This is a genomic window from Wenjunlia vitaminophila DSM 41686, from assembly GCF_000380165.1.
Lineage (GTDB): Bacteria > Actinomycetota > Actinomycetes > Streptomycetales > Streptomycetaceae > Wenjunlia > Wenjunlia vitaminophila.
The window spans coordinates 73,622-96,507 of record NZ_KB904680.1; the positions used below are offsets into that span (position 1 = coordinate 73,622).

Genomic DNA, 22,886 nt, shown 5'->3' on the forward strand with positions numbered 1-22,886 from the left:
CCGTCGGGCTGATGGCCAGGTATGTTATAGCCATGCACACGGTTGCCGTTCTCGCGTTGGACCGGGTGATCCCGTTCGACCTGTCCACCCCGATCGAGGTGTTCTCCCGGACCCGCCTGCCCGACGGGCGACCCGGCTACCAGGTCCGGGTGTGCGCGGAGCGCGAGGAGGTCGACGCCGGGGCCTTCACCCTGCGTGCCCCCTGGGGTCTGGAGGGCCTCAAGGGCGCGGACACGATCATCGTGCCGGGCGTCGCCGATCTCGCTACCTCGCTCCCTCCCGCCGTGCACGACGCGCTGCGGTCGGCCGCTGCCGACGGCACCCGGATCGCCTCCATCTGCGTGGGCACCTTCCCCCTGGCTGCCACCGGGCTCCTCGACGGGCTGCGCGTCACGACCCACTGGCGCGCGGCCGGGCTTCTGGCCGCCACCCACCCGGACATCGACGTCGACCCGGACGTCCTCTACGTCGACAACGGCCAGTTCCTCACCTCGGCCGGCGCCGCCGCGGGTATGGACCTGTGTCTGCACATGATCCGCCGTGACTACGGCTCGGCCGTCGCCGCCGACGCCGCCCGCCTGTCAGTGATGCCCCTCGAACGGGAGGGCGGACAGGCGCAGTTCATCGTCTACGACCACGCACCCACACCGCAGGGCTCCGAGCTCGAGGTGCTGCTCACCTGGCTACGGGAGAACCTGGCCCGCGACCTCGCCCTTGCCGACATCGCCGAGCGGGCCGGGACCAGCACCCGAACCCTGATCCGGCGCTTCCGCGACCAGACAGGCACCACCCCGCTCCAGTGGCTCCACCGAGCCCGCATCCGCCAGGCACAGCACCTGCTGGAAACCACGGAGCACTCCGTGGAGCGCATCGGTTACCAGGTCGGCTTCGGCTCACCCACCACCTTCCGGGACCGCTTCAAACGCGCCACCGGCGTCAGCCCGCAGACCTACCGGCGCACGTTCAGCTAACCAGTAACTCGGAGCACCGCCGTCGATCCGGTTGCACGGCGCCCATGGCTGTCGCGTTGCCCCCCGTGTCGAACGAGCGGACCCGGCCCGCGAGCGCGGCCACGCGGAACGCGGCAACGGTTCCGACGCCACAGCGTCCCGCAACACGCTTCAGCGGGAGAGCTTCTCGTACGCCTTGCGGGCGATGAGCATCGTGTCCGAGCACGTTCCGCCGTACCACACGGATGCCTTGCCCCTGCCGCCGGAGATTGGCCAGTCGACATAGCAGGAGGAGTCGTAGCCCGGGTTCTGAGGGCCGTACGTCGCGTGGGGGATGCCGTTCATCGGTTGCATGCCTGCCGTACTCGGTTGCGTGCTCTGCGAGTAGCCGATGACCAGGTTCCCCCCGCCGACCTCCGGGTTCGGTCCCGGCCAGAAGCACTGCCACCAGTAGTAGGGATTTCCGCTCTTCGGCTTTGGCCAGTCCATCCGGAACTCGTCCCCAGCGTGCTTCGCCTCGCCCACGCGCAGGTTGTCGAGGTACTCGGTGGACAAGGCCTCGCAGGGGTCCACCAGCGAATCGTCCGACCGCGCGCTGTCGGCGACGGCTTGCTTGAGTTCCTCGAAGTTGTTCACCCCGAAGAACGCAAGGATGGCGATGGTGCCCGCCACCACACTGATCCAGGCTGCTGCCTTGCTGGGTCCGCTCTCCACCGCTCCCCCACGATTCCACCCCGGAGACCATCGGTCCGGGCTGAGACCGTAGCAACTGGGCGTACCCTCCAACACCGCCCGTGGTGCGGCTTCGTTCCGCCTGGTGGTGAAGTCCCGAGGCGCGAGGTGCGCCCTGGTGGCAGGGGCTGGCCGGCCGCGTCGAAGTACTGCGTGCGCGGTAGCGGACGCTCGTCCGTCAGCCGGACTCGCCCGCGGTGACGTCCGGCTAGGGTGCGTGCGTATGAGCACGAAACGGTTCGCTGTCCGGGCCGGTGTCAGGGACTGGGCAATCGCCGTGTGCGTGGCGGCGATGCTGCTGAGCGCCGCGCTCTCCGGCGATCACACCGGCACGGATCTCGACCTCCTGGGGTACGCACTGCTGGTGGTCGGCGGTCTGGCGCTGGGCGCGCGCCGCCGGGCCCCGGTTGCCGTCCTGGTCGTCACCGGGCTGTGCGTGGTGGGCTGTCAGGCGGCTGGTCTTGAGGTGCCGGCCGTGGCGTACCTGTTCGCGGTGTACGCCGCGGTGCGGGCGGGGCACCTCAGGATCACGGTGGCGGCATCGGTGGCCCTGCTGGTCGCTCTCCCGCTCACGGCCCTGGCCTCCTCCCACGGCGGGCCCGTGGACGAGGCGCTCGCCCGGACCCGGGGCGTCATCGAGCTCGGCTGGCTGGTCGCCGCCGGTGCCGCGGGTGAGGCGCTGCGGCAGGCCGAGCGGCGGGCGGACGAGGCCGAGCGCACCCGCGAGGAGACCGCGCGGCGTCGCGCCGACGAGGAGCGGCTGCACATCGCGCGGGAGTTGCACGATTCGCTCACCCATCAGATCTCGGTCATCAAGGTGCAGGCCGAAGTCGCCGTCCACGTGGCCCGCAGGCGCGGCGAGCAGGTGCCCGAGGTCCTGCTGGCGATCCAGGAGGCGGGTCGGGAGGCGGCCCGGGACCTGCGGGCGACCCTGGAGGCGCTGCGGGACGACGACACGGCCCCGCCGCGCGGCCTCGACCACGTGCCGGAGCTGGTGAAACGGGCCCGTACGAGCGGACTGGCCGCCACGTTGACGATCGAAGGACAACGGTGCGCCGTTCCGGCCGCGGTGGACCGGACCGCCTACCGCATCGTCCAGGAGTCACTCACCAACGTCGCCCGCCACGCCGCCGCCAGCACGGCCTCCGTCCGGATCGGCTACCGTGCGGACGCCCTCGCCATACGCGTCGACGACGACGGCAAGGCCGTGCCGGGCACAGCCCCGTTGCCCGGTATCGGACTGCTGGGGATGCACGAACGCGTCACCGCCCTCGGCGGTCACCTGCGGGCCGAACCCCGCGACGAGGGCGGCTTCACCGTGCAGGCCGAGCTTCCGGTGGACCGAACGCCGTGATCCGTGTCCTGCTCGTCGATGACCAGCCGCTCCTTCGCAGCGGGTTCCGGGCGCTCCTCGACCTCGAAGACGACATCGAGGTGGTTGCCGAGGCCGCCGACGGCATGGAGGGGGTGGCGCTCGCCAGGCAGCACGTGCCCGACATCGTGCTCATCGACATCCGGATGCCGGTCGTCGACGGCATCGAGGCGACCCGGCGCATAGCCGCGGACCCGACGCTGGACGGGGTGCACGTCGTCATCCTGACCAACTACGGCCTCGACGAGTACGTGTTCGACGCGCTGCGCGCCGGCGCCGCCGGGTTCCTCGTCAAGGACATCGTGCCGCAGGACCTCCTCCACGCCGTGCGGGTCGCCGCACGCGGTGACGCGCTGCTCGCGCCGTCGATCACCCGCAAGCTGATCAACCGCTTCGTCGCCCAGCCGCCCCACCTCGGCGCCGGCACGGGGCTGAAGGAGCTGACCAACCGTGAGCGCCAAGCCGTCGTCCTGGTCGCACACGGCCTGTCCAACGACCAGATCGCCGACCGCATGGTGATCAGCCCACTGACCGCGAAGACCCACATCAACCGGGCCATGGCCAAACTCCGCGCCCGTGATCGCGCCCACCTCGTGGTCCTCGCCTACGAGTCCGGCCTGGTGGCCCCCCGGAACGGCTGACGCCGAGGGGCCACCGTGCCACGGCGTCGGCGGCGGGCAGGTGACTGTCACCTCGTCGGGCACCGGCCGTTCGCTCATCCAGCCCCAGGTCATCGGCGCGCGCCGGACGGCCTTCGGCTTCACCGCCCGGAGGGCGACGTTGAGCCCTCCGGGCAGCCTTGCCGACATGAACAGGTTCCTTCCCGACAACCCGGGCGGGAAGTCGTCGAACGCCTCGCGGGAGGTGATGACGAGCCGACCGATCCGCTGGTGCGGGCCCTCGACGACAAGCGCCGGCGGGCCGCCCCAGTCGTTGCTGGCCGGCGTTCCGTCCCGCGGGTCGAGTTGGTCGAACAACCCGGCCAGAGCCGCGCCACTCCGAGGACCGACAGGTCGGCGTCCGCTCCGTCGGCCGGACCGGCACGAGGACCGGCTTGTCGCCGCCGGCGTCCTCGTACACGGTGGTGCCTGCCGACAGTCGTACCCCAGCCATGGGTGGGACTCCCCGGAACCGTCAGTGCCCGCGTTCGGAACGAGGAAGGTCAGACGTTGACCTCTTCGCCCACCTCGGCCGGTGCGGCCGGGGTGCCAGGGAGGGCCTTCGGCGCCCGACGCCCGGGCATCCACCAGTTGGCCTTGCCGCACAGTTCCATCACCGCGGGGACGAGGACCATCCGGATGATGGTGGCGTCGATGAACACCGCGACGGCCATGCCCAGACCGATCTGCTTGACCGACACGTCGGGGCCGAGCAGGGAGGTCGTGAAGACGGCGATCATGATGGCGGCGGCGGCCGTGATGAGTTTGGCGGTGCGTGCCAGTCCGCGGGTGACGGCCGTCCCGGTGTCGCCGGTGCGCTCGTACTCCTCGTGTATCCGCGAGATCAGGAAGACCTCGTAGTCCATCGAAAGCCCGAACAGGAGCGGGAACATCATCATCGGTACCCAGGTCGTGATCGGCATGTCGGTGGGGAAGCCGAGGGCCGAACCGAACCAACCCCACTGGACGACCGCGACCAGCACGCCGTAGGCGGCGCCGATCGACAGCAGGTTCATCACGGCGGCCTGGAGCGCGATCGTGACCGACCTGACCAGCACGACCAGGAGCAGCAGGGACATGGAGATGACGACCGCGATCATCAGGGGCAGGCGCGAGCTGGTGTCCTCGGCGAAGTCGATCGCGCCGGCGTTCGGGCCGCCGACGTGGACATCGTCGCCTCCGGGTGTCTCGGGCAGCACGTCGTCGCGGAGTTCGTGCACCAGGTTCGCGGTCGCCTCCTCCTGGAATCCGGTCCTGGGGAACGCCACGAAGGTGGCGGCCTGTTCGTCCTTGCTGAACCGGGGCTCCGTGACGTAGGCGATGCCCTCGGTCCCGCGGACCGCTTCGACGACGGGACGCAGATCGGCGTCCTTGGACTCGACCGGGGTGGCGAAGATGAGGGGTGCGCTGTACCCGGGGCCGAAGCCCTCGGAGACGATCTCGTAGGAGATGTAGCTGCTCCTGTCGTGGGGCTGGACACTGGCGTCCGGCAGGCTCAGCCGCATCGACAGCACGGGGGCGGCCAGCACCAGCAGGCCCGCGGTGGCCAGGACCGCGGCGACCAGTGGCCTGCGCTGCACCACGCCCGCCCAGCGCTCGGCGGCGGTGCGGCGCTCCCGGGACGGGACGCTGACGGCCGCGCGCCGGCGGGACGTCCGACGGGGCAGGCGCAACGAATCGATCTTGTGGCCGGTGAAGCCCAGGAAGGCCGGCAGCAGGGTCACCGCGGCGATCATCGTCACCAGCACGGTCACCGACGCGCCGATGGCCACGCCGGTCATCATCTTCTGCCCCATGGCGACCAGGCCCAGCAGGGCGATCATAACGGTGGTGCCGGCGAACAGCACCGCGTGACCCGCCGTGGTGATGGCCTTGACCGTGGCGGTCTCGGGCTCGTCACCGTCGTGCAGACTCTCCTTGTAGCGGGTCACGATGAACAGGGCGTAGTCGATGCCGACGCCGAGCCCGATCAACGCGGCGACGAGCACGGTGAAGTCCGGTGAGGGGACCAGGTACCCCACGAGCTTGGTCAGGGCGATGCCGCCGAGGATCGCCATGAGGGCCGTCACGATCGGCAGACCCATCGCCACCAGTGACCCGAAGGCGATGAACAAGATCACTGCCGCCACCAGGACGCCCACGCTCTCGGTCGGCCCCTGCGCGGGTGTCTCGGCCTTCTCTGCCTCGTCCCCGCCCAGTCCCAGCGTCACGCCGTCAGCGGAGGCGTCCTTGACCATGGTCACCAGGGGCTTGACGTCGGACTTGTCCAGGTCCTTGTCGGTCAGCGGGATGGTCGTACGGGCAATGCGACGATCCTTGGTCACCAGGTCCTCGTCCTGGTACGGCGAGGTCACCGGTCCCGTGACCGGTGACGCCTCGAGATCGGCGAGGACCTTCTCGATCCTCTGCCGCGCGGCGGGGTCGTCGATGCCCTTCCTCGCCTTGATCGCGAGGGTCAGCGTGTCCCCCTGCTGCTCGGGGAAGTGCTTCTCGATCAGGGCCTGTGCCCTGGCGGACCCGGAGTCCCCACCGGAGTAGTCGTTGTCGGGAGCGGCGCCGTAGCCGAAGCCGACGAACGCCACGGCGATGACGCCGATGATCCAGGTCAGGAGGACCAGGCGGCGGCGCCGGTAACAGAACCGGGCCAGTCCCGCCAGAGCTCCGTCCGAACGGGGAGTCTCGGTTGGCATTCGTCTTCTCCTCGAGTCATTGAGCGTTGCGCTCAATGCTCGTGATCAAGCTCCCCGGTGTCGTCGTACGGAGGAAGACACTGCGCCGACCGCGTCTGCTGCGGACGGTGTACTCCGCCGGGAGTACACGCCGGTCAGTCGGGCCGTGGCAGTCGGCCGTCCCCACGCATCGGGGGCACTGGGTGGGACCAGGCATACTTCTGGTTGCCAACAGGCCTTACTGCACGTTGTGTTGAACGGGGGAACTCGTGTGAATCGGCTCGGGCGCGTACTCGGGGCAGTGGTGGCCGCCGGCCTCCTCACCTCCTGCGGAGGAGGCTCGGGAAGCGATGAACCGGAAGGGTCCCGTGGGTCGCAGACCGCTACGACGCAGCCTTCGTCGTCCGCCCCTCCTGAGCAGGTCCCACCGACAACACAGTTGTCCGTGCCCGACCTCTATGACCCCTCCCGCGGCTGGGAGTCGGACCTGCCGGGGGACCAGCTCGCCCTGCGGCACTCCGGTGCGGTCGCCGTCTTCCGGCAGGGCGGGAAGAACGACGGCACCTTCATCGTGCTCGATGTGACCAACGGCCAGACCCTGTGGCGGTCCGAAGTGAAGGGCCACGGCATGATGTCCGCCTTCTCGGCCACCGTGAACGGGAAGGACTACCTGGTCGCCTACGCCTCCGGCGCCAAGGACGCCGACGTGGTCAGCAAGGGCCAGGAGGTCACGACGATCGACATCTTCCCCGCCCGTGCCGCTGGGGACGACGTCAAGCCGGCTCACCACCTCGAACTGGACGGCGACGGTGTCGTCAGCAACGGCGGCGGCGGACTGCTGGTGCACCTGGACGACGACGTGGTGATGACGGTGGACCCGGCCACGGGCGCCACGAAGACGTACGACCTGCGCACGATGGAGCCGCCAGCCACCGAGTGCAAGCTGTGCTTCGCGTCGACCAAGGCGGTGGCCGTCACGCCGCGCGGGCCGCTGCTGGCCACCGACACGCAGCCCTACGGCCACTACTGGGTGCCGGGAGCCTGGTCGGGCGGGTCTCTCACCACCAACAGTGAGAACAAGGTGTTCATCGCCCCGATCAGCGACTCCCTCATCGCGAAGTGGCACGACGACGGCGTGGCCAACGACACCTGGGCCGTCCTGGACCCCGCCACGGGAGAGGTCCGCGCCAAGGTCGACTGCGTGCCCGGTGGGGGCGACGACTCCGACGGAGCCTCCCTGTCCCCCAACGGCCGCTACCTCATCCGCGGCAACACGGCCTTCGACCTGGAGAAGGGCACCGGTCTGTGCTTCGAGGAGACCGACCAGGACAAGCCGGTTCACCTGAGCGGTGTGACCGATGACGGCACCGCCTTCGGTATCGGTGCCTCGACCGCCGACCAGACCGACCCGCGGGTGACGATCGACCTGGCCACCGGCCAGGTCGAGGCCAGCGACTACGTCGTGACCCCGTTCGCGGACTACTCCGGATACGGTCTGTTCTGGGAGGACTCCACGAACACCATGGTCGCCTACCCACACGCCAAGTGACCTCGGCCCCCGGTGCTGGCCACGGCGTCGAGCTCCTCGAAGCGAAACTGGAGCTCCGTCCGTCGTTCCCGCTGCGGGTGGTCACCAAGCACAGCGAGGAGGTGTGCGCCGTCCTGGAGTGGTTCGTGCACACCGCGAGCACCCACCGCGGCGGGAACTGACCGGCTGTGTGACGTCCCACGGCCGGACGTCACTGCTGGCCAGAGGCCAGATGGTCGCCGGGGTCAACGGTGTGCGGGCGCTGCCCGCACACCGGTCGAGGGTCGTCCCTCACCCCCTTCGCGACCAACAGCCCCGAAGAACCGGTTCCATCCGCAGTCGCGAGCCGTCCCGTTCCAGGGCCTGGATGGCCTCCAGGCAGGCACAAGCCCAGACGGCGTCCTCCTTCCGGACTCCGTGGTACTCGGCAACCGTCAGCAGGTAGTCCTCGCTCTCCCACCCGGTCGCCCGTTCGGCATCGAGTGCCTGGTAAGTGGCGACGACCACAGGGTCGATGGCGAGGCCTGACGCCGTGACCAGCTCCACGGAAAGTTCCTTCTGCTGGAGCTCGGCGGCGAGCAGGTGCAGGGCCTCGTCCTGATTGCCCTGTTCGGCGTACAGGTCAAGGGCCCGGTCCAGCAGCATCGGCCAGCCACCGGTGACCTCGACCAGCCGGTTCAGCCGGTCGTCCGTGTGAAACGTCTCACTTCGCTGTGCCCAGGAACGCAGGCTCCTTCTGTCATGGCGACGCAACGCCACGGTCAGGGCACTGCCGTTGGAGCCGGTCAACAGGTCGCGCCAGAGGCCGAACTGGTCGGTTCCGGCGATCAGGACCACTGCCCTGGTCACACCAGAACGTGACGGCAGCAGCGTGCGAGCCAGCTCCAGCGCCTCACGACAGTTGTCCACATTCACTTCCTTGTGGGCGAGGTCGCTGATGACGACCCGGCGTTCTCCGGCCTGGCCGGAGACCAACTGCTGACGGAAGACCTTGGTGCTCCCGATGGCCGGAGCGCTCCAGCCGGGAACCCGGCTGGTGACCGCCCGCAGCGCATCGGCGACGTCACTCACTCCTGTGGCGGCTGTCCCAAGGACGACACGAGTCTGGTTGGTATGGCTTCCCAGCAGGTCGTCGATCTGGTTGACGGTGAGCGGGGCAGGTCGCCTGTTCGGCAGGTCCGGCCTGCCCTCCAGGACAAGGACGTCCTCCAGCTCGCACTCACTCGCCGCACTGTTGAGTTGGGCGACGATCTCCTGCTGGGTGCCGATCATGCGCAGAGCGTTGGGGCCGCGCAAGTGCCAGCCCCGACCGTCGTGGTTGGGAGCGAGCACACCGAGCCCCACCATTTCCTGGAGGTACGCGCGGAACCCCTCACTGTCGAGGTGGGCGAAACCGGCGTTCCACCAGCTCGCGCACTCCTCACGCAGCTCCACGTCGGTGAGCCTCCGCTCCAGCCCGTAGTGGCGGGCGTAGTCCGCGAGAACGTTGGCGATGACGCGGTACCGGTCGTCGAGGTTGAGCGTGTCCTTGAAGGCCGCGGTGATGTCCGCCCGAAGGGAGTGGTCTGATTCCACCGCCTCCACGTCGGCGGCCTCGATGGTGTACGGCGGCCCGGCCACCCCCCGGGTACGTCGGCGTTGCATCACCTCGACCAGCCGGCTACCGAACATCTGGAGGAGGAAGGGTTGGTAGGAGCAGTAGCCGAGTACCCGGTTCACCAGGTCCATGTCGGCGAACTCGAACCCGAGGGCGCGCATCGGGAGGAGCAGCAGGTCGGCGGCGAACTGCGGGGCCAGAGGTCCAACGACCGTCGGTGTCTGGGCCAGGTGGCTGTACGGGCCGTTCCGTGCCAGCCTCGTGTACCGCTGCACGGAGTGCAGACCCGCGAAGACCACTTTGAACCGGTTACGGGTCTCCTCGCAGAGGACCCTCAAACGCCTGGTCTGGGCACACTGCGGTGCGTCGGTCTCGAAGAAGCGATCGCACTCGTCGAGGAGGACCAGGAGCCGGCGACGTGGATCGACCGCGAGCCAGTTCTTGACGCCGTCGCAGACGCGCTGGTGCGGATCAGTCACCCGTGCTTTGCGGCGTTGCTGTTGAGGGAGCACATCCAGCCCACGCCCGGACAGCTCCTGTGCGAGCACGGCCCAGATCGCATCGGCTCCGAGCGCCGCACCGCCCCCGATGTTGTGGCGGTCCAGGTTCACGTAGACCGAGTGGTGGTACCCCGGCTGCTGCTCCCGGAACCGCTCGCCTGCGTCGTTGAGCAGAGCGGACTTGCCCAGGCCGCGCCCACCGAAGATGATCTGGGTGCCCTCCGGGTCGATGATGCTCTTGCGTTCGGCATCACGCCCGTAGAACATCTCTCGACTGATCCGGCCGCGCTTGTCCTTGCGATAGGGGTTGACTCCGCTGAACGGCAGCAGCACCTCGGTCGTTGCGCTCACCTGACGGTTGCCTCGGGCCGCGATGTAGGCGAGGGCTGCGTCGTCAACGACGAGCAGTGTCGGGCGTGCCGTGGAGTTGGCGGCCAGGGCCGCCCGAGCACTGCTTCCCAGGGTGCCGAAGTACAGAACCAGCAGGCTCTCCCCACTGGGGTCCTTGGCCGCCTGACTCAGTAGCAGTTCCGCCGCGGGGCGTCCCCACAGGAGCATCAGACGGAGCCTGCGTCCCTGCTCGAGGATCTCCGACCCGAAGGCGGGAACCCAGGCTCGCCCGTTGAGCTGCACCTTGGAGACCTCGGCGAAGATGTACTCCTCCGTGCGTGGCAGGTCGTCGCGAAGACGCGCGGACCCCGCCTCGTACCCAAGCAAGGACAGCGCGGGCAGTAGCAGCTCGTGGATGTCCATGCTGCGCCGCTGAGCGGCCTTGGTGGAGGCGAGCCGGCGCCAACCGTCGAGGGCGTTCGCAGCCCGGACGGCCTCGTCCTCCGAAAGGTGTCGGTAGTCCAGGGCGGACAGGTGGGGGTGCCGGTCGCGCTCGCGGATCGTCTCGATGAGGTCCCCGGTGATGCCCTTGGGCAGACGGTCGGGGACGGCCGGGAAGAAGTCGGAGAGGTGCGACTTCTCACTCCGGGTCTCGGGAACCGGCTCACCCAGTTCGAGGAAGTAGATCACGTCCGCGGCGGTGGCGAGCTGCCCCGCGTCCAGGTGCCTCTGTGCCTGCGCCCGCTGCTCGGCTGTGATCGCGGGAAGTGCGTCCAGTCGTGCCCGGAGCCGGGCCGCCGCCTCGTCACGGTGCCGGGGCAGCAGCTCGGAGACCTTGTCGAGGATGACGCGTACCACGTGGAGTTCCCGCGAGGAGCCGTCCTCGGCCTTGGGGTGGCCATCGGCCAACAGCTCCTGGAGGGCGACGTCCTGTTCGTCGGAGACGGCACTGTCGAACCTCGCCTGCCGGAGTGCGGCCACGAGCTCCTCGTGTCGGGCGGAGAGCTCGAGGCGGCGCACTTCCTCCGCTTCCGACAGGCGCGATGGCCAGGAGGGGTCGTAGTGGACGATCAGCGGCGCTGGCAGTCCGCAACCCGCCAGGTCCAGGATGGCCCGTGCGGCCCCAAAGGCGTCGTGCTCGAGTTGGAGTTCCAGTGCCTCGTCCCATGTGCGACCCACCGCCTCCAGCAGGTCCTGGCACGTGGGTGACGCACCAGGTGGCAGGGGAACCTTGAGCAGCTCCATGTCCAGGGCCTGCCGTGGGTCGATCCACCCCGTCGTCGTACGGTCTGGCGTACCGCGTTCGAGCTCCGGGCGCAGGTCCTGGAGCGCGTCGCGTGCCGCCCGCGCCGCGGCGGCGGGCAGTGTCGCACGACGCCGGGCCATCTCCTCCGTATCTGCGACTGCCCGGGGCAAGGCAGTGAGCACGGCCTGACGCATCTCCGAGATCTCCCGCACGGCCCACTCGTTGTCGGTGGCGGCACGGCTCCTCGGAGACTGGGAGAGCTCGAGCCAGGCCTTGGCGCACTCAACGGTCCGCTGGACGAGGTTGACCAGGTCCTGCCGCCCCGAGCCCTGGAGGACTCGGCTGCTCGACCCGTGGTCCTTACGGCGCTTCTGGTCCATCCGGTCGATCTCCGAGTGGATGTCGCTCAACCGTGACCACCTTTCGATGGTCTCCCGCATCTGCGTCTCGGCCTGCGCATCGGCCTGAGGATCGGCGTCGATGACCGCCCTGAGGGTACTTCCAAGAATCCCGGTCGGGCGCAGCCACTCCTTCGCTATCTCGGTGGCCCGATGGAAACGAAGGCGCTGGGTCTTGAGCAGCCCCCGGGCGACATCGGCGATCTCCCGCCGCTCCGCCTCGAATTCCGTCATGGTCATGATAACGGCCATGGGGGGCGCGATGAGCATGGCTCCGTTGAGCGCCCGGTCCGCAACGGCGACGGCGACGGCAGACAGCCCATTGGGGAGCCGTGGCGCCAGCGCCTTGAGCTGCGCACCCGCCACGTGCTCACCGGTGAGCAGGGCGGCACGGATGAGCGCGGGGAGCGCCACCAGCTCCACGCCCTCCGTCGCGCGCGCGTCGGCCGCGTCCCAGTTCTGAAGCACCTCCTCGACGAGCCGCGAACCGCTGGTGTACCCGGGACGCAGGCCGGTGCAGACCGCGGCGAGGCGCAGGGCCGCCTCCTCGGCAGCGGAGCGACCGGCCGCCTTCGAGAGGTGCGCGGCGAGCCCGAAGCGCCCCTCGGTCACCAACCGAGCGATCACGTCGTCCACGTCGAAGCCGGGAGTTTCGGGCTCAGCGGCGCTCTCGCTGGGCGCTGACTCCGGTTCCCCGGCGGCCGGGGACGTGGGGGAATCGTCGCTGTCCTTCGAGGGTTCCTCGTCGCCCCGCCCCGCATTGTCCGGCTGCCGCACCGTGGTCAGTCCCGCCGGTTCCGGATCGCGGCCTCCCGTGGGCTCGGCCGGACCGGTCATCTCCCGGTCGTTGGTCCCGTGCCCCTCCTGCGTGCCGGGTGGGGACAGGTGGGTGGGTTGGTGCGTGCCGTTGGAGGGGGTCAGGGCGCTACGTTCGGGGGCATCGGCCGGGGCAGCCTGGGACTCCGGCGACGGCACGGGCCAGTCTTCCGGGATACTCGTCGGTTCCGAGCGACACGACTGCTGCTCCTGCGCCCCGGAGCTGGTCGGCCGGGCATCGATTGAGCGGCCCGTCTCGGGCAGGAACAACTCCTCATACCTGAGGGCCACCAGCGCGCAGTCCGGCAGGCCCATGCCGACCTGCTGCCGCAGCGCTTCGACCTGCTCCTTCTCCCGAGGCTGTTCTCGCAGCTCGACGAGCTCCACCAGCGCAACGAGCGCCGCTGCTCGCCGTTGGGCGCCTGTCTCCCACGACGAGGTGTCCAGCAGATCGCGGGCGTGGCCAAGGGCTGTCTCCAGGACCGCAGTGAGTGCGGCATCCGCCGGACACTCCATCGTGAGCAGTCTCCGCAGGGCCTCGCGGACGGCGCGGTCCCGGTCGCGTTCCGAGCAGTGAGCTGCCACGGCCTCGGCCAGGGTGTCCAGGCGGCACTCGACCCCTTTGATTCCCACCGCCTCGAGGGCCTGGTTCACCTGCGCATAGGCGGCGGGCAAGGCTCCGAGGGCGCCGAGATCGTTCGTCGCCGGGGGAAGGCCGCCGGTAACCGCGTCGTCCACCCGCCGCACCGCACCCCGGGCGGCGACGACCAGTGCCGTCAGGTGGTCCAGCGCGGCGCCCGGCTCCATGACCGCGCCCGGCTCGTGACGTTCCCCATTGTCAGTCGCGTCCTGATCGCTCGGCATGCCGGTCGGCGCGGTGTCTCTGGGCGAGGGGGCGGCAGCAACGGGGGATCCACTCGCCTCGTGATCGGGGGTGGTGGCCGAAGCTGGCTGAACGTCCGAGCCTGCGTGGGCGCCCTCCTCCCGCGGGGCCACGGGTTGTCCGGTACGCGTCCGTGACTGGTGTCCCTGGCCGGGAACTGCCTGCGGGGTGGCCTCCACCACTCGTGCGGCTGCTTCCCGGAGCGTCTCGAGCTGAGCAGGCGCCGCGGTGACGCCGAGCCAGCCCTGACTGGCCAACCACACCAGCGCCCTGGCGTCCACCGCGGAGGCCTCACACCAGGCGAAGACAGCGAGACGGACGAGGTTCGGGCTCCATCGCTGGCACGGGTCCGTCGTTTCGAGTCGCTCGTCGTGCTGCCAGGCGGCCATGGCCACGTCTTCGATGACGCGCGAGGTCAGCCCCTGCGCCGGGCACGCGCACGCCTTCTTGCACGCCTCCCGCTGAAGCCTGCTGAGCACATCACCGCACAGCGACTTGCTCGGCTTGCGCGGCGTGGTCAGGGGAATGCCGAGTTCACGCAGGAGGAGTTTTCGCTCGCCCATGAACAACGACGTGAACGCCAGCGCCACCTCGTCCGTGGTGAGGACGCCCAACGCGTCACAGACGGGCGTTTCTAGGGCGTTCAGGGCTCGAGCGAGGTCCTCGAGCAGGTGGACGGGGGTGCCCGGTGGGGACAGTGGTGGTTGTGCGATGACCCGGTACCGGTCGTGCATACGTGCTCCGTTCAACGAAGGTGAAGGTGGAGAAAGTGTGGGTCGCCGTCACTGGCCCTTGGTGTACTCGTTGACGAACGTGTGGTTCGCTGGCAGCTCCCAGCCATCCGCCTTGCCGAGCCGGCGACAGTGCTCCCGGAACGCGGCCCGCTGCTGCTCACTGGGTGACGCGCCGGGACGAAGCCTCCGCAGGTGTCCATGGACGTACTGCGGTGTCATCGGCACGCCCGACGGCTTCGGGGCCGGGATCACGGACGATGGGCGGGCCACCGGGCGGGGGTCGGGGTCGTAGCCCAGGAGGGCGATCTCCGGTTCACCACGTCGTGCCGGGTGGTGGGGCCATCCGTCGCCGTCCCGGCTGCCGGTGGCTGGGTAGAGCCGTCCATCGGCGATCAGGGCGTCGGCTGCCTCGTCCAGGGCCGCGGCCTGTTCCGCTGTGAGTTTCTGCCCATAGACGACGGAGGGCAGCGCCGACCGGTCGAGCAACGCGTGGCCGTCGTCTGTGAGCAGCCCGCAACGCCGCACCGCACGCATCACCAGCGCACGCGGTCCAAGGCCGGCGGCGGTGTCGCCGGCCCGGTCACTGCCCGGGGCGGTCTCCCGGGTCAGAACCGAGCTGTCGTACTCGTGCGCCAGGGTCCGTCCCTCCACCACCTCGGGTACCTCCCGCGGGATGGTGGTGATCCGGATGACCCGTCCACCCCGGGGCCACTGGAGACGCAGGACGAGCCCCGGGAAGAAACCGATCGGCCAGCAGACGCCGTTGATCCTGCCGGTGTCCGCAGTGAGTTCGGCCACGACGTCCTGAACTGACTCGTCATCCTCGAGTTCCTCCCCTAGATGGGTCAGTTCCAGGCGCACTGGAACGTGGTCGCTGCCCGTCATTCGCAATCCGTCTGCGATGATCGGTCGCAGTGGTAAGTAGTCGTCGAGGAGATGGGCGAGCCTCAGCGGCGCCAACCATGCGACCTCGCTGTCGTCGATGCGCAGGAGCTGTCCGCAGCCCAGGCGGGCGTCGTCGGCGAGTGGGGCATCCAGAGGCTCGGCGGGGAGGGGAACCACCGGCGCCGACTCCATCGGCTGTTCCTGGACGGCAGCGGTCCCCGTCGTTCCGTTGTCGCCAGGGCGGGCACTGTTCCACCAGCTGCCACCGAGATCACAGGACCGCCACAGGCCACCGTCCTGGAGATCGTCCTCGAGGGACACCCGGGTACCGTTCTCGAAAACGCCGTCCTCGGTTTCCCTGCGGATCACGTCGGCGAGCGCCAGATTGGCTCTGCACACAGCTGCCGCGTAGCCGACGCCGGACAGCAGAGGCGCGGCTCCCGGGAACTCGCGCAGGCGCGGGCCGACGGCGGTGTGGGCGACAGTTCCAGCGCGAGGGCCACGACGACGCCGTGACGCGGGAGTCGCGGCGTACTGCACGGTGGTGACGAGGCGCTCCATGTCATTCCTGCCCAGCGGCCCCTGGTCCCGCCAGCCCGCGGCGAGAGCGTTGCGGCTCACCGCGTACCGCCCCCACATCCGCAGGGCGTCACTGGTCTCCAGCGTCCGCTCCACAACGGCCAGCAGGCGGCGCAGCGCCCCGGCCAGAGCGGCCTGCTGCCCGCTGCCTGCCAGCTCAGGAAGGCTGACCGGAACGAACGGACTGAGGAGTTGGTCGCGGGCCACGGTGAGCAGGTAGTCGGCATAGAAGTGCACATCGTCGTGGGCGGCGGCGCGGGAAGGGTAGACGGCATCGACGAGGACGTGTCCGTCCTGGTTGATCCAACGGTGGTGGTGACGTAGACGGTTGAGCTGCGTCTGAGCGAGGCTGAGACCGGGGCCGAAGGCGTGCGGGTCCGGGACCAGCAGCTCGCGCCGGACCGCGGGTCCTTGGTCGGCGGATTCCGCTCCGGCCTGGCCGGCGGCCGGAGGGTCGGGCACCGAGAAGGTCGAGGAGCTGTCCGGATCACCGGTTCGAGCGCGGCCCTCCTTGTACACGATTTCGGCGAACAAGGGTTGTGATCCCGTGGTCACGCGCACCATTGCGCCAACGGGAAGCGCAGGGATGCGTTCCCCGAGCGTGACGCCGGGGAAGCCGTCCGGGTCCAGTGGGCTGTCACCGTATCCTTCGCCGGCGAGCCCGTAGCCGAAGTAGGCGGCGTTGAAGGCGACCGTTACATGGACCGGGGCGCCGCGCCTGGCGACCAGGGCCTCCAGATAGAGCCGCAGCCGGTCCCGCTCGGTGGCACACACGGCGTCGTAGCCGTCGGTCATGGCGGGTGTGAGCACTGGTTCGTCGGTGTACGGCCGCCACGCCCCGTCAAGCTCCCAGGGAGCGTCGCTCATGCGGTTCCCCTCTTCTGTGGTCGGGTTCTTCGCGATCAGTCGCGGAGTTGCTTCGGCGACACGGACCCACCACCGTTTCGGGCGTGCCAGCGGCCGTCTTCCGTACTGGAGAGCAGCCCTGCCTGAACCAGCCGATTCAGGCTCCCTTCGACCTCCGAGGTTGTGACATCCAGTCGTCCGCCGAAGTGGCGGCTGTCCCGAAGGGGCCTGGGGAGCGGCTCGTGCCGATTGCGGGCGGGCTGGTAGGCCGACTCGTCGCCGCGCAGGGCGTGCCACAGGATGCGGAGATGGACACCTTTCGCCATCAGGCGCACGAGTTGGTGGGTCTGGCTGTCGAGCCTTCGGGACCGCAGCGCACTGTCAGTGGTGCCCGCGGTACTGGGTGCGGCGCTCTCGAACGCTGCGGCGACGGCAGGGCGACGCTCGTGCGGTGGCCAGTCCGGCACCGCCCAGCAGGCGGAGCAGCGGCAGAGCGCGGTCGAGCAACAGCCGTCCGGCAGCGTCTGAACGCCGAAGTAGGAGGAGAGCTTCCGCTGGGCGCAGGTCGTGGTGTCCGTGAAGAAGTCCTGCAACAAGGCGAGTTCCTGGTCGGCGCGCGCCGTACGCCGGGACATCAACGGCAGGTAGCCCTCCGGTAGCCGGCTGCGGTGGACGGTGAGGCCGGTGACGAAGCGGCAGCTCGGTGCCGCGGACACGTCGAGGAGTCCACGGTCGTGCAGATCGGCCAGGATCTCCCAGGTGCCAGCCGGTCCCTCGGCATGTTCCCGGTAGCCGGGCACTCGTTCGACCAGGAGGCTGTCCACTGTGTGGACCCGCAGACGGCCGCGGTCCGGCAGGGCGAGGACGGCGTCTACGACCGTTCGTTCCATCGCGCCGGTCGGCTCCCCCGGAACCGGCCCCCCACTCGGGTGTAGATCTCCCGGTCCAACCGCGCACAGCGGTGGGTAGTCGCCGAGATCGGTGACGGCGCCGAGGTCGGCGAGTGTGCCGAAGGCCCGCATCACTCCGGTCCGGTAGCGGTCCACGGTGTACTCGTTGTCCGCTTCGCGCTCGTTCAGCAGTCCGGTTGCTACGTCCTCGCTCAGCAGGGCGTTGGCGAGGGCGGCGGCGTCCATGGTGTCCCTGGAGCTGAGCACCGTCTGTCCCATCCGACGCAAGAGTGAGGCCGGCAGGTCGCGCCCGGTCATGAACTGGACGGTGCGCAGACCGCGGCTCGTTGCCAGGGCGAGCGCAACGTTGGCTTGCCGCTCGTCGGTCAACGCGGCACCAGACGCGTCCCGCCCGGCTCGTCCGATCTGTTGATACAGCGCGGCGAGGTCGGTGGGGGGTGAGACACAGAACACGGTCCGGACATCTGGCCGATTGATCCCCAGCCCGAAGGCGGAGGTGGCCACGATGACGATCGGGGCGAACCCTTCCTCTTCCTGCCGCGGGGCCTCCCTGAACTCGTTCATCACGGCTGCCTTCTCCGCCTCGGTGAGGCGACCGTGGAACCTGAGCACCCGCACCCCGGCGTCGCCCACGTACTCGCGGAGATGGGCGTGGAGCGCGTTCACCTCCTTCACGGTGAGGCAGTAGAAGATCGCGTGCCCGGACAGCGCGTCCACCACCCGCTCGGCGAGCCCGACCACTCCCCTGGGTCCTGGCCTGTTCAGGGAACGACGGAAGACCGCCAGTTCGGGTCGTACCGGATTCCCCCGGACGGTGACCAGGCCGCCACGTGCGTCGGGCCTGGAGGCCTCCGCACGCTCCTCGGCGGAGCCGTCGGCAGGTGGTTCCGGGGGCAGTCCGAACACTCCCTCCCTGAGTGCGGCGTGCACCGACCGGTTTGCGGTGGCCGTGACCGCGGTGACCGGCAGCCCGTACGTGTCGCGTAGCTCCGCGATGAACCGCTCGACCCGCCGCATGCCGGGCCGGAAGTCCTCCCACTGCGCCATGGTGTGCGCCTCGTCCACGACGATTCTCGTCAACCGGCCAGCCGCGACCGCCTCCCGGACGAGTTCCCTGAAGCGCCGTTGGCAGAGCCGTTCCGGACTGACGTAGACCAACCTGATCCCGTGGTCCGCCCTTCCCTGGAGCTCGTCGGCGACCTCAGTCTTTCCCGCCCGGCTGCTGGACTCCCGCAGCGGGGAGATCAGGGCGCGTACGGCTCCTCCTATGGAACGGTTGAGCTCCAGTGCCTGGTCGTGCATGAGCGCCACCAGTGGGCTGATGACCAGGGTGATTCCGGGCAGCACCAGTGCCGGAAGCTGGAAGGTGTAGCTCTTGCCGAAGCCGGTGGGCAGGAGTCCCAGGACGTTCCGTCCCTCAGCAACCGCGCTGATCACCGCGCGCTGTGCTGGCTTAAGGGTGACCGGCTCGTCGGAGAGACGGAGTAGCCCGGCGGCCACGGCGGCTCGCGCCAGCACCTCCTCCTCCAGGCGGCCCTGTGTGCGAAGCCGCGCCATCTCTCCCACAGTGAGGGTCAGCCCCCTGAGGCGACGGGTGTGGGGAAGCAGCGTGTGCCGCTCGAGGGCGTCGTCCGTGCACAGTTCGGCGGCACGGGTCTCGCCGAGGAGCCGGCCGCCCGCCAGGAACCGCCAGATCCGGCGCCATCCATCGACCATCGTGGTCACGTTGCCGCCGCCTCGTTCTCCGGTCACCGGGTCGTCCCTCAGCAGCTGAGGGTCCAGACTGCCGAGGAACGCCTTGCGGTAGGCGCGACGCAGCCCAGTGTGCCCACCGAGATTTCGGTCACTGATCACGATCACCCCCCGGTGCCTCCGGGAGCGGATGAGACGGCCCACGGCCTGGCGGAGGTGGAGGGCCGCGAGCGGTAGGTAGTAGCGCTCGGTCGCCACCATGTCCGGGTCCTGGTGCCCCGCCTCCTCCGCCCGGGCACGGACCGCGGCCCGACGTGCTTCGACGACGGGATCGGCGAAGGGAGCGAACGGCAACTTGTTGATCCACACCAGCCGGAGTCGCCGCTCGTCCGCGACATCGACGCCCTGCCACAGCCCCCGGGTGCCAACCAGGAATCCTCCTCCCTGGTCCTCGTCGGTGAACTGTGCGACGGCGCGGCCGTTGCCCAGGACCAGCGCCGGGACGACGGGCACGGACGACTCGCGCGACCTCAGCTCCCGTACCAGCAGGTCGCCTATCCCTCCGGCGGTGGCGCGGGCGGTGGTAAGCACCATGCCGCCACCGTCGTGTCCCCGCCCGTCCTGACGCTCCCGCATCAGTTCTGCCGCGTATCCGGCGAGTTGGTGGGCGACTGTCCGCATGGCGCCCTCCTCCTGCTCGGCCCAGGAGGGGAAGTCGGAGAAGCAGACCAGCTCGGCCTGGCTACTCAGGTCGAAGGGCGAAGGCAGGGCCAGTGTGGGCAGCGTGTTCGCCAGACCGAGCCGTTCGGTGACGAACGCCCAGGTGCCCGCTGTGCGCAGGGTGGCGGAGAGGTAGTAGGCGCGCTGGAACGAACCGAGGAAGCGGCGCCACACGGCGTCGGCTGGCAGTTCCACCGGGCTGGTGGTGACGCGGAACTGGTAGGCACGCAAACCAGGCTCGGGTTCGGCCAGCTCCTCCAGGTACACGACCCGGGAAGGGACCACGCCGGCCTCCTCGCCCCCGGGAGCCGGGTTCTCCTCGCCCGTCGCCGTTCCGGGCTTCCCCCTCCCGTCCAGGGCCAACCCGGGAGTCAACAGGTGATCGATGTCCGCGGTGATGCGGTCGAGTGCGCCGGTGGCGTCGTCCGCCCGGCTGGCCAGACGCGCCGCCCGCTGCCGGGCATGGCCGTCGAGGTCCTCAGTGTTCGCGACGAGGTACCGACCGAGTGCCGCTCCCACCGCGTGGACGCCCTGGCGGACACGGACCAGCAGTCGCTGGATCTGACGAGTGTGGCGGGTGCCGGAGGTTCCACTGTAGGGGCTGGCGAGCACGGCGGCGCGGCTTCCGACGCGCACGCCGACGCCCTTGGCTCGGGCATCGAAGGCCTGCGCGGCGAGACGCGGCAGTTGCTCACTATCGAACAGCCGCTCGAGTTCGTCCAGTGCGCGGACCACGCGATCCCGGAGCGCCCCGTTGGGGGCGTCCGCCACCCAGGCTCGGCAGTCCAGGAGCAGGTTCTCCAGGTCCCGGTAGTCAGTGGTGACACTGAGGGCGGAGGTGGCCGCGTTCTCCAGTTCGTGTGCCTCGTCGATGATCAGCAACGTGTCCGGGCCGAGGGCACGTAGGTCGTCGAGGTGCGTGAGGGCGAGCGCGTGGTTCGCGATGACCAGGCGGTGGTTCCCGATCGCCTCACGCACCGTGTCAGTGTGCGCGACCAGGGGGCTGTCCGCTCCTGGTTGGTAGTCATCATTGCGTTGGGAGAGGGCCTCCAGGCACAGCGGGAGGACGGGCCCGAGGTAGTCGTCGAAGAAGGCAGGTATATCCGTGGGATCGACCGATCTCGCCGCCCACGATGACGGGGGTTCCGGGCAGGCTCGCAGACGTAACAACAGGTAGGTCGCCAGCTCCCGGAAACCGGTCCGCTCGACGAGTCGGCGCCGGTCACGCCCCCGCCTCCCCGCTCGCCCCTGGCTGGCCGGCGACGCCCCCCGACCGGTGGGGGGTGTCGTCCCCGCCTGGGGTGTTCGAGCCGCCTCGGCCAGCTGAGCGGTCAGTTCTGCGAGTGACAGCCGGCCAGCTCGTCCCTTGACCAGGTCGGCAATGTCCACCAGTCCGGGACACACGTGGCCGAGCCGCGTGAGGTCCCGGGCCAACTGGCCTTGCAGTTGCTTGGTATGGGTGGCTATCACGGCAGTACGGCCCGGCCCGGCCGCCAACCAGTCCAGGGCAACGGCGAGGACCGCGTAGCTCTTGCCGGTCCCGGTCGGTGCCTCGAGCAGACCTGGAACCCCGCGGTCGATCCACGATTGCAGGGTCGTCGCCATATCCCGCTGGGCCGGTCGAGGCTCGGCCTTCTCCCCGTGCACCTCCCCTGCCAGCGCCGCGGGGTCCACCCGACCGTCAGCGTCGCGCAGGCTGCCGTCCACGGTGAACCGGGCCCGCCCTCTCCGCCTGCCGCTCGTGCCCCGTCGGTGCGGATGTCCGGCAAGCTCCCGGCCGAGCAGCTCGGCGACGCGCCGCTGGTCCCAGGCGCCACTGAACTCTCCCCGGGCTCCCGCGGACGAGGCGAGCTGGTACACCATCCGCCAGGCAGGTGAGTCGGCGCACACGTCGCGCACCAGCGCGGCCAGCTCCGGATCCCAGCGGGTCACCTCCTGGACGACCCGCTCCACCAGTCGTACCAGCAGGGTGGCGTCGTCTCCCGCCGCGTGCTCCCGGAGCCCGGACCGCTCTACACCCACCGCCTCGGCGAGACGGTGCAGCCGGTGTGACTGCTCCGCCGGCCACACGGCGTGCGCGAGGTACAACCCGTCCACCAGGTGGGCTCCGGCCAACGGGTCACCCAGCTCCACAGCGCTGGCCGCCTCGCGCACCACCGGGAAGTCCAGCACGGTTCCGTTGTACGCAACGACCGTGTCCGCATCGGCGAGGTACCGGGCGAACTCCTCCCACACCTGCCGAGGCGCCAGCCCCTCGTCCCGGACCCGCCGGCGAACGCCGGCGTCCACGAGGGTCTCCTCCCCCCAGGTCAATCGCAGCAGCCACTCCCGACGGGGGCAACGAGCGATCCATTCCGGGTCCGTACCGAACCGCACCGCACCGAGCTGGTACACCTGGCGTTCCAGGAACGGATCCTCCCCCTTGGTCCGGACCACACTCTCCACATCGATCGCCACGGCCCGCAGCCCACCGACCCGCTGTGTCCGCTGTGGTCCGGCCGCCTGCGACTCCGCCGGAACCGCGAAGAACCGCCCGGTGGCCTCCCGCAACAGCCCGGCCGCCACGGCCTGCCTCAGCCGCTTGACCACCAACTCCTCGATCGCCCCGGGGTGCGACCGCTGCACCGCCGCGGCCACCTCGCCGGCGGTGAGCCCCGTCGGTGATTCCCGCACGAGCTCGACGATCCGCAGGACACCACCCGGAACCCGCACGTTCCCTCCCTCATTCGTGCTGCGTGCTCTGCGGGTCCCCCACCTCACAGAGGGTGATCTCCGCAGGCTACGTCCCCTCTGCACATGGCGAGGCGCCTTTGGACATATTCCTCACGGGTAAAATCAG

Annotated in this window: 10 protein-coding genes; 5 read left to right on the forward strand and 5 right to left on the reverse strand. The window is 69.8% G+C overall.

Going from position 1 to position 22,886, the window contains the following annotated elements:
* The first annotated feature begins 32 nt into the window (after window positions 1–32).
* The gene (locus A3IG_RS0117260; RefSeq protein ID WP_018384835.1) at window positions 33–971 is read left to right on the forward strand and encodes a GlxA family transcriptional regulator; all 939 of its coding nucleotides are present in this window, start codon (window positions 33–35) and stop codon (window positions 969–971) included.
* Between the two features lie 150 nt (window positions 972–1,121).
* On the opposite strand, the gene A3IG_RS0117265 is transcribed toward A3IG_RS0117260, so the two are convergent.
* A complete protein-coding gene (locus tag A3IG_RS0117265) occupies window positions 1,122–1,664 on the reverse strand; it encodes a hypothetical protein (RefSeq protein ID WP_018384836.1) in 543 nt (180 codons plus the stop codon).
* A 241-nt stretch (window positions 1,665–1,905) separates the two neighbouring features.
* Between A3IG_RS0117265 and A3IG_RS0117270 the strand changes: the two genes are divergently transcribed.
* Together A3IG_RS0117270 and A3IG_RS0117275 are read left to right on the forward strand one after the other, a co-directional pair.
* Window positions 1,906–3,036, forward strand: a complete 1,131-nt coding sequence (locus A3IG_RS0117270; RefSeq protein ID WP_018384837.1) for a sensor histidine kinase — start codon at window positions 1,906–1,908, stop codon at window positions 3,034–3,036.
* Entirely contained in the window at window positions 3,033–3,695 is a 663-nt protein-coding gene (locus A3IG_RS0117275) for a response regulator (protein WP_018384838.1), read from the forward strand. The genes A3IG_RS0117270 and A3IG_RS0117275 overlap by 4 nt, the downstream gene beginning before the upstream one ends.
* A 521-nt stretch (window positions 3,696–4,216) precedes the next feature.
* On the opposite strand, the gene A3IG_RS0117280 is transcribed toward A3IG_RS0117275, so the two are convergent.
* On the reverse strand, window positions 4,217–6,403 hold the full coding sequence (locus tag A3IG_RS0117280; RefSeq protein ID WP_018384839.1) for an MMPL family transporter: 2,187 nt from the start codon (window positions 6,401–6,403) through the stop codon (window positions 4,217–4,219).
* A 424-nt stretch (window positions 6,404–6,827) separates the two neighbouring features.
* Here A3IG_RS0117280 and A3IG_RS0117285 point away from each other — a divergent pair, with 424 nt between their 5' ends.
* Both A3IG_RS0117285 and A3IG_RS34295 read left to right on the forward strand, forming a co-directional pair.
* The gene (locus A3IG_RS0117285) at window positions 6,828–7,931 is read left to right on the forward strand and encodes a hypothetical protein (RefSeq protein WP_058032829.1); all 1,104 of its coding nucleotides are present in this window, start codon (window positions 6,828–6,830) and stop codon (window positions 7,929–7,931) included.
* The gene (locus tag A3IG_RS34295; protein WP_018384841.1) at window positions 7,928–8,092 is read left to right on the forward strand and encodes a hypothetical protein; all 165 of its coding nucleotides are present in this window, start codon (window positions 7,928–7,930) and stop codon (window positions 8,090–8,092) included. The genes A3IG_RS0117285 and A3IG_RS34295 overlap by 4 nt, the downstream gene beginning before the upstream one ends.
* A gap of 109 nt (window positions 8,093–8,201) precedes the next feature.
* Here the strand turns inward: A3IG_RS34295 and A3IG_RS0117295 are convergent, their stop codons facing one another.
* From A3IG_RS0117295 to A3IG_RS30125, 3 genes are read right to left on the reverse strand one after another with little or no spacing between them, the layout of a single operon-like run.
* Window positions 8,202–14,414 carry a hypothetical protein gene (locus A3IG_RS0117295; protein ID WP_018384842.1) on the reverse strand — a complete coding sequence of 2,071 codons (6,213 nt, stop codon included), beginning with the start codon at window positions 14,412–14,414 and terminating at the stop codon, window positions 8,202–8,204.
* A 48-nt stretch (window positions 14,415–14,462) separates the two neighbouring features.
* Complete coding sequence (locus A3IG_RS0117300) at window positions 14,463–16,745, reverse strand: hypothetical protein (RefSeq protein ID WP_018384843.1); 2,283 nt, start codon at window positions 16,743–16,745, stop codon at window positions 14,463–14,465.
* 35 nt (window positions 16,746–16,780) lie between these two features.
* Window positions 16,781–22,759: a DEAD/DEAH box helicase gene (locus A3IG_RS30125; RefSeq protein WP_018384844.1), complete on the reverse strand. Its 5,979-nt coding sequence runs from the start codon at window positions 22,757–22,759 to the stop codon at window positions 16,781–16,783.
* Between the last annotated feature and the right edge of the window lie 127 nt (window positions 22,760–22,886).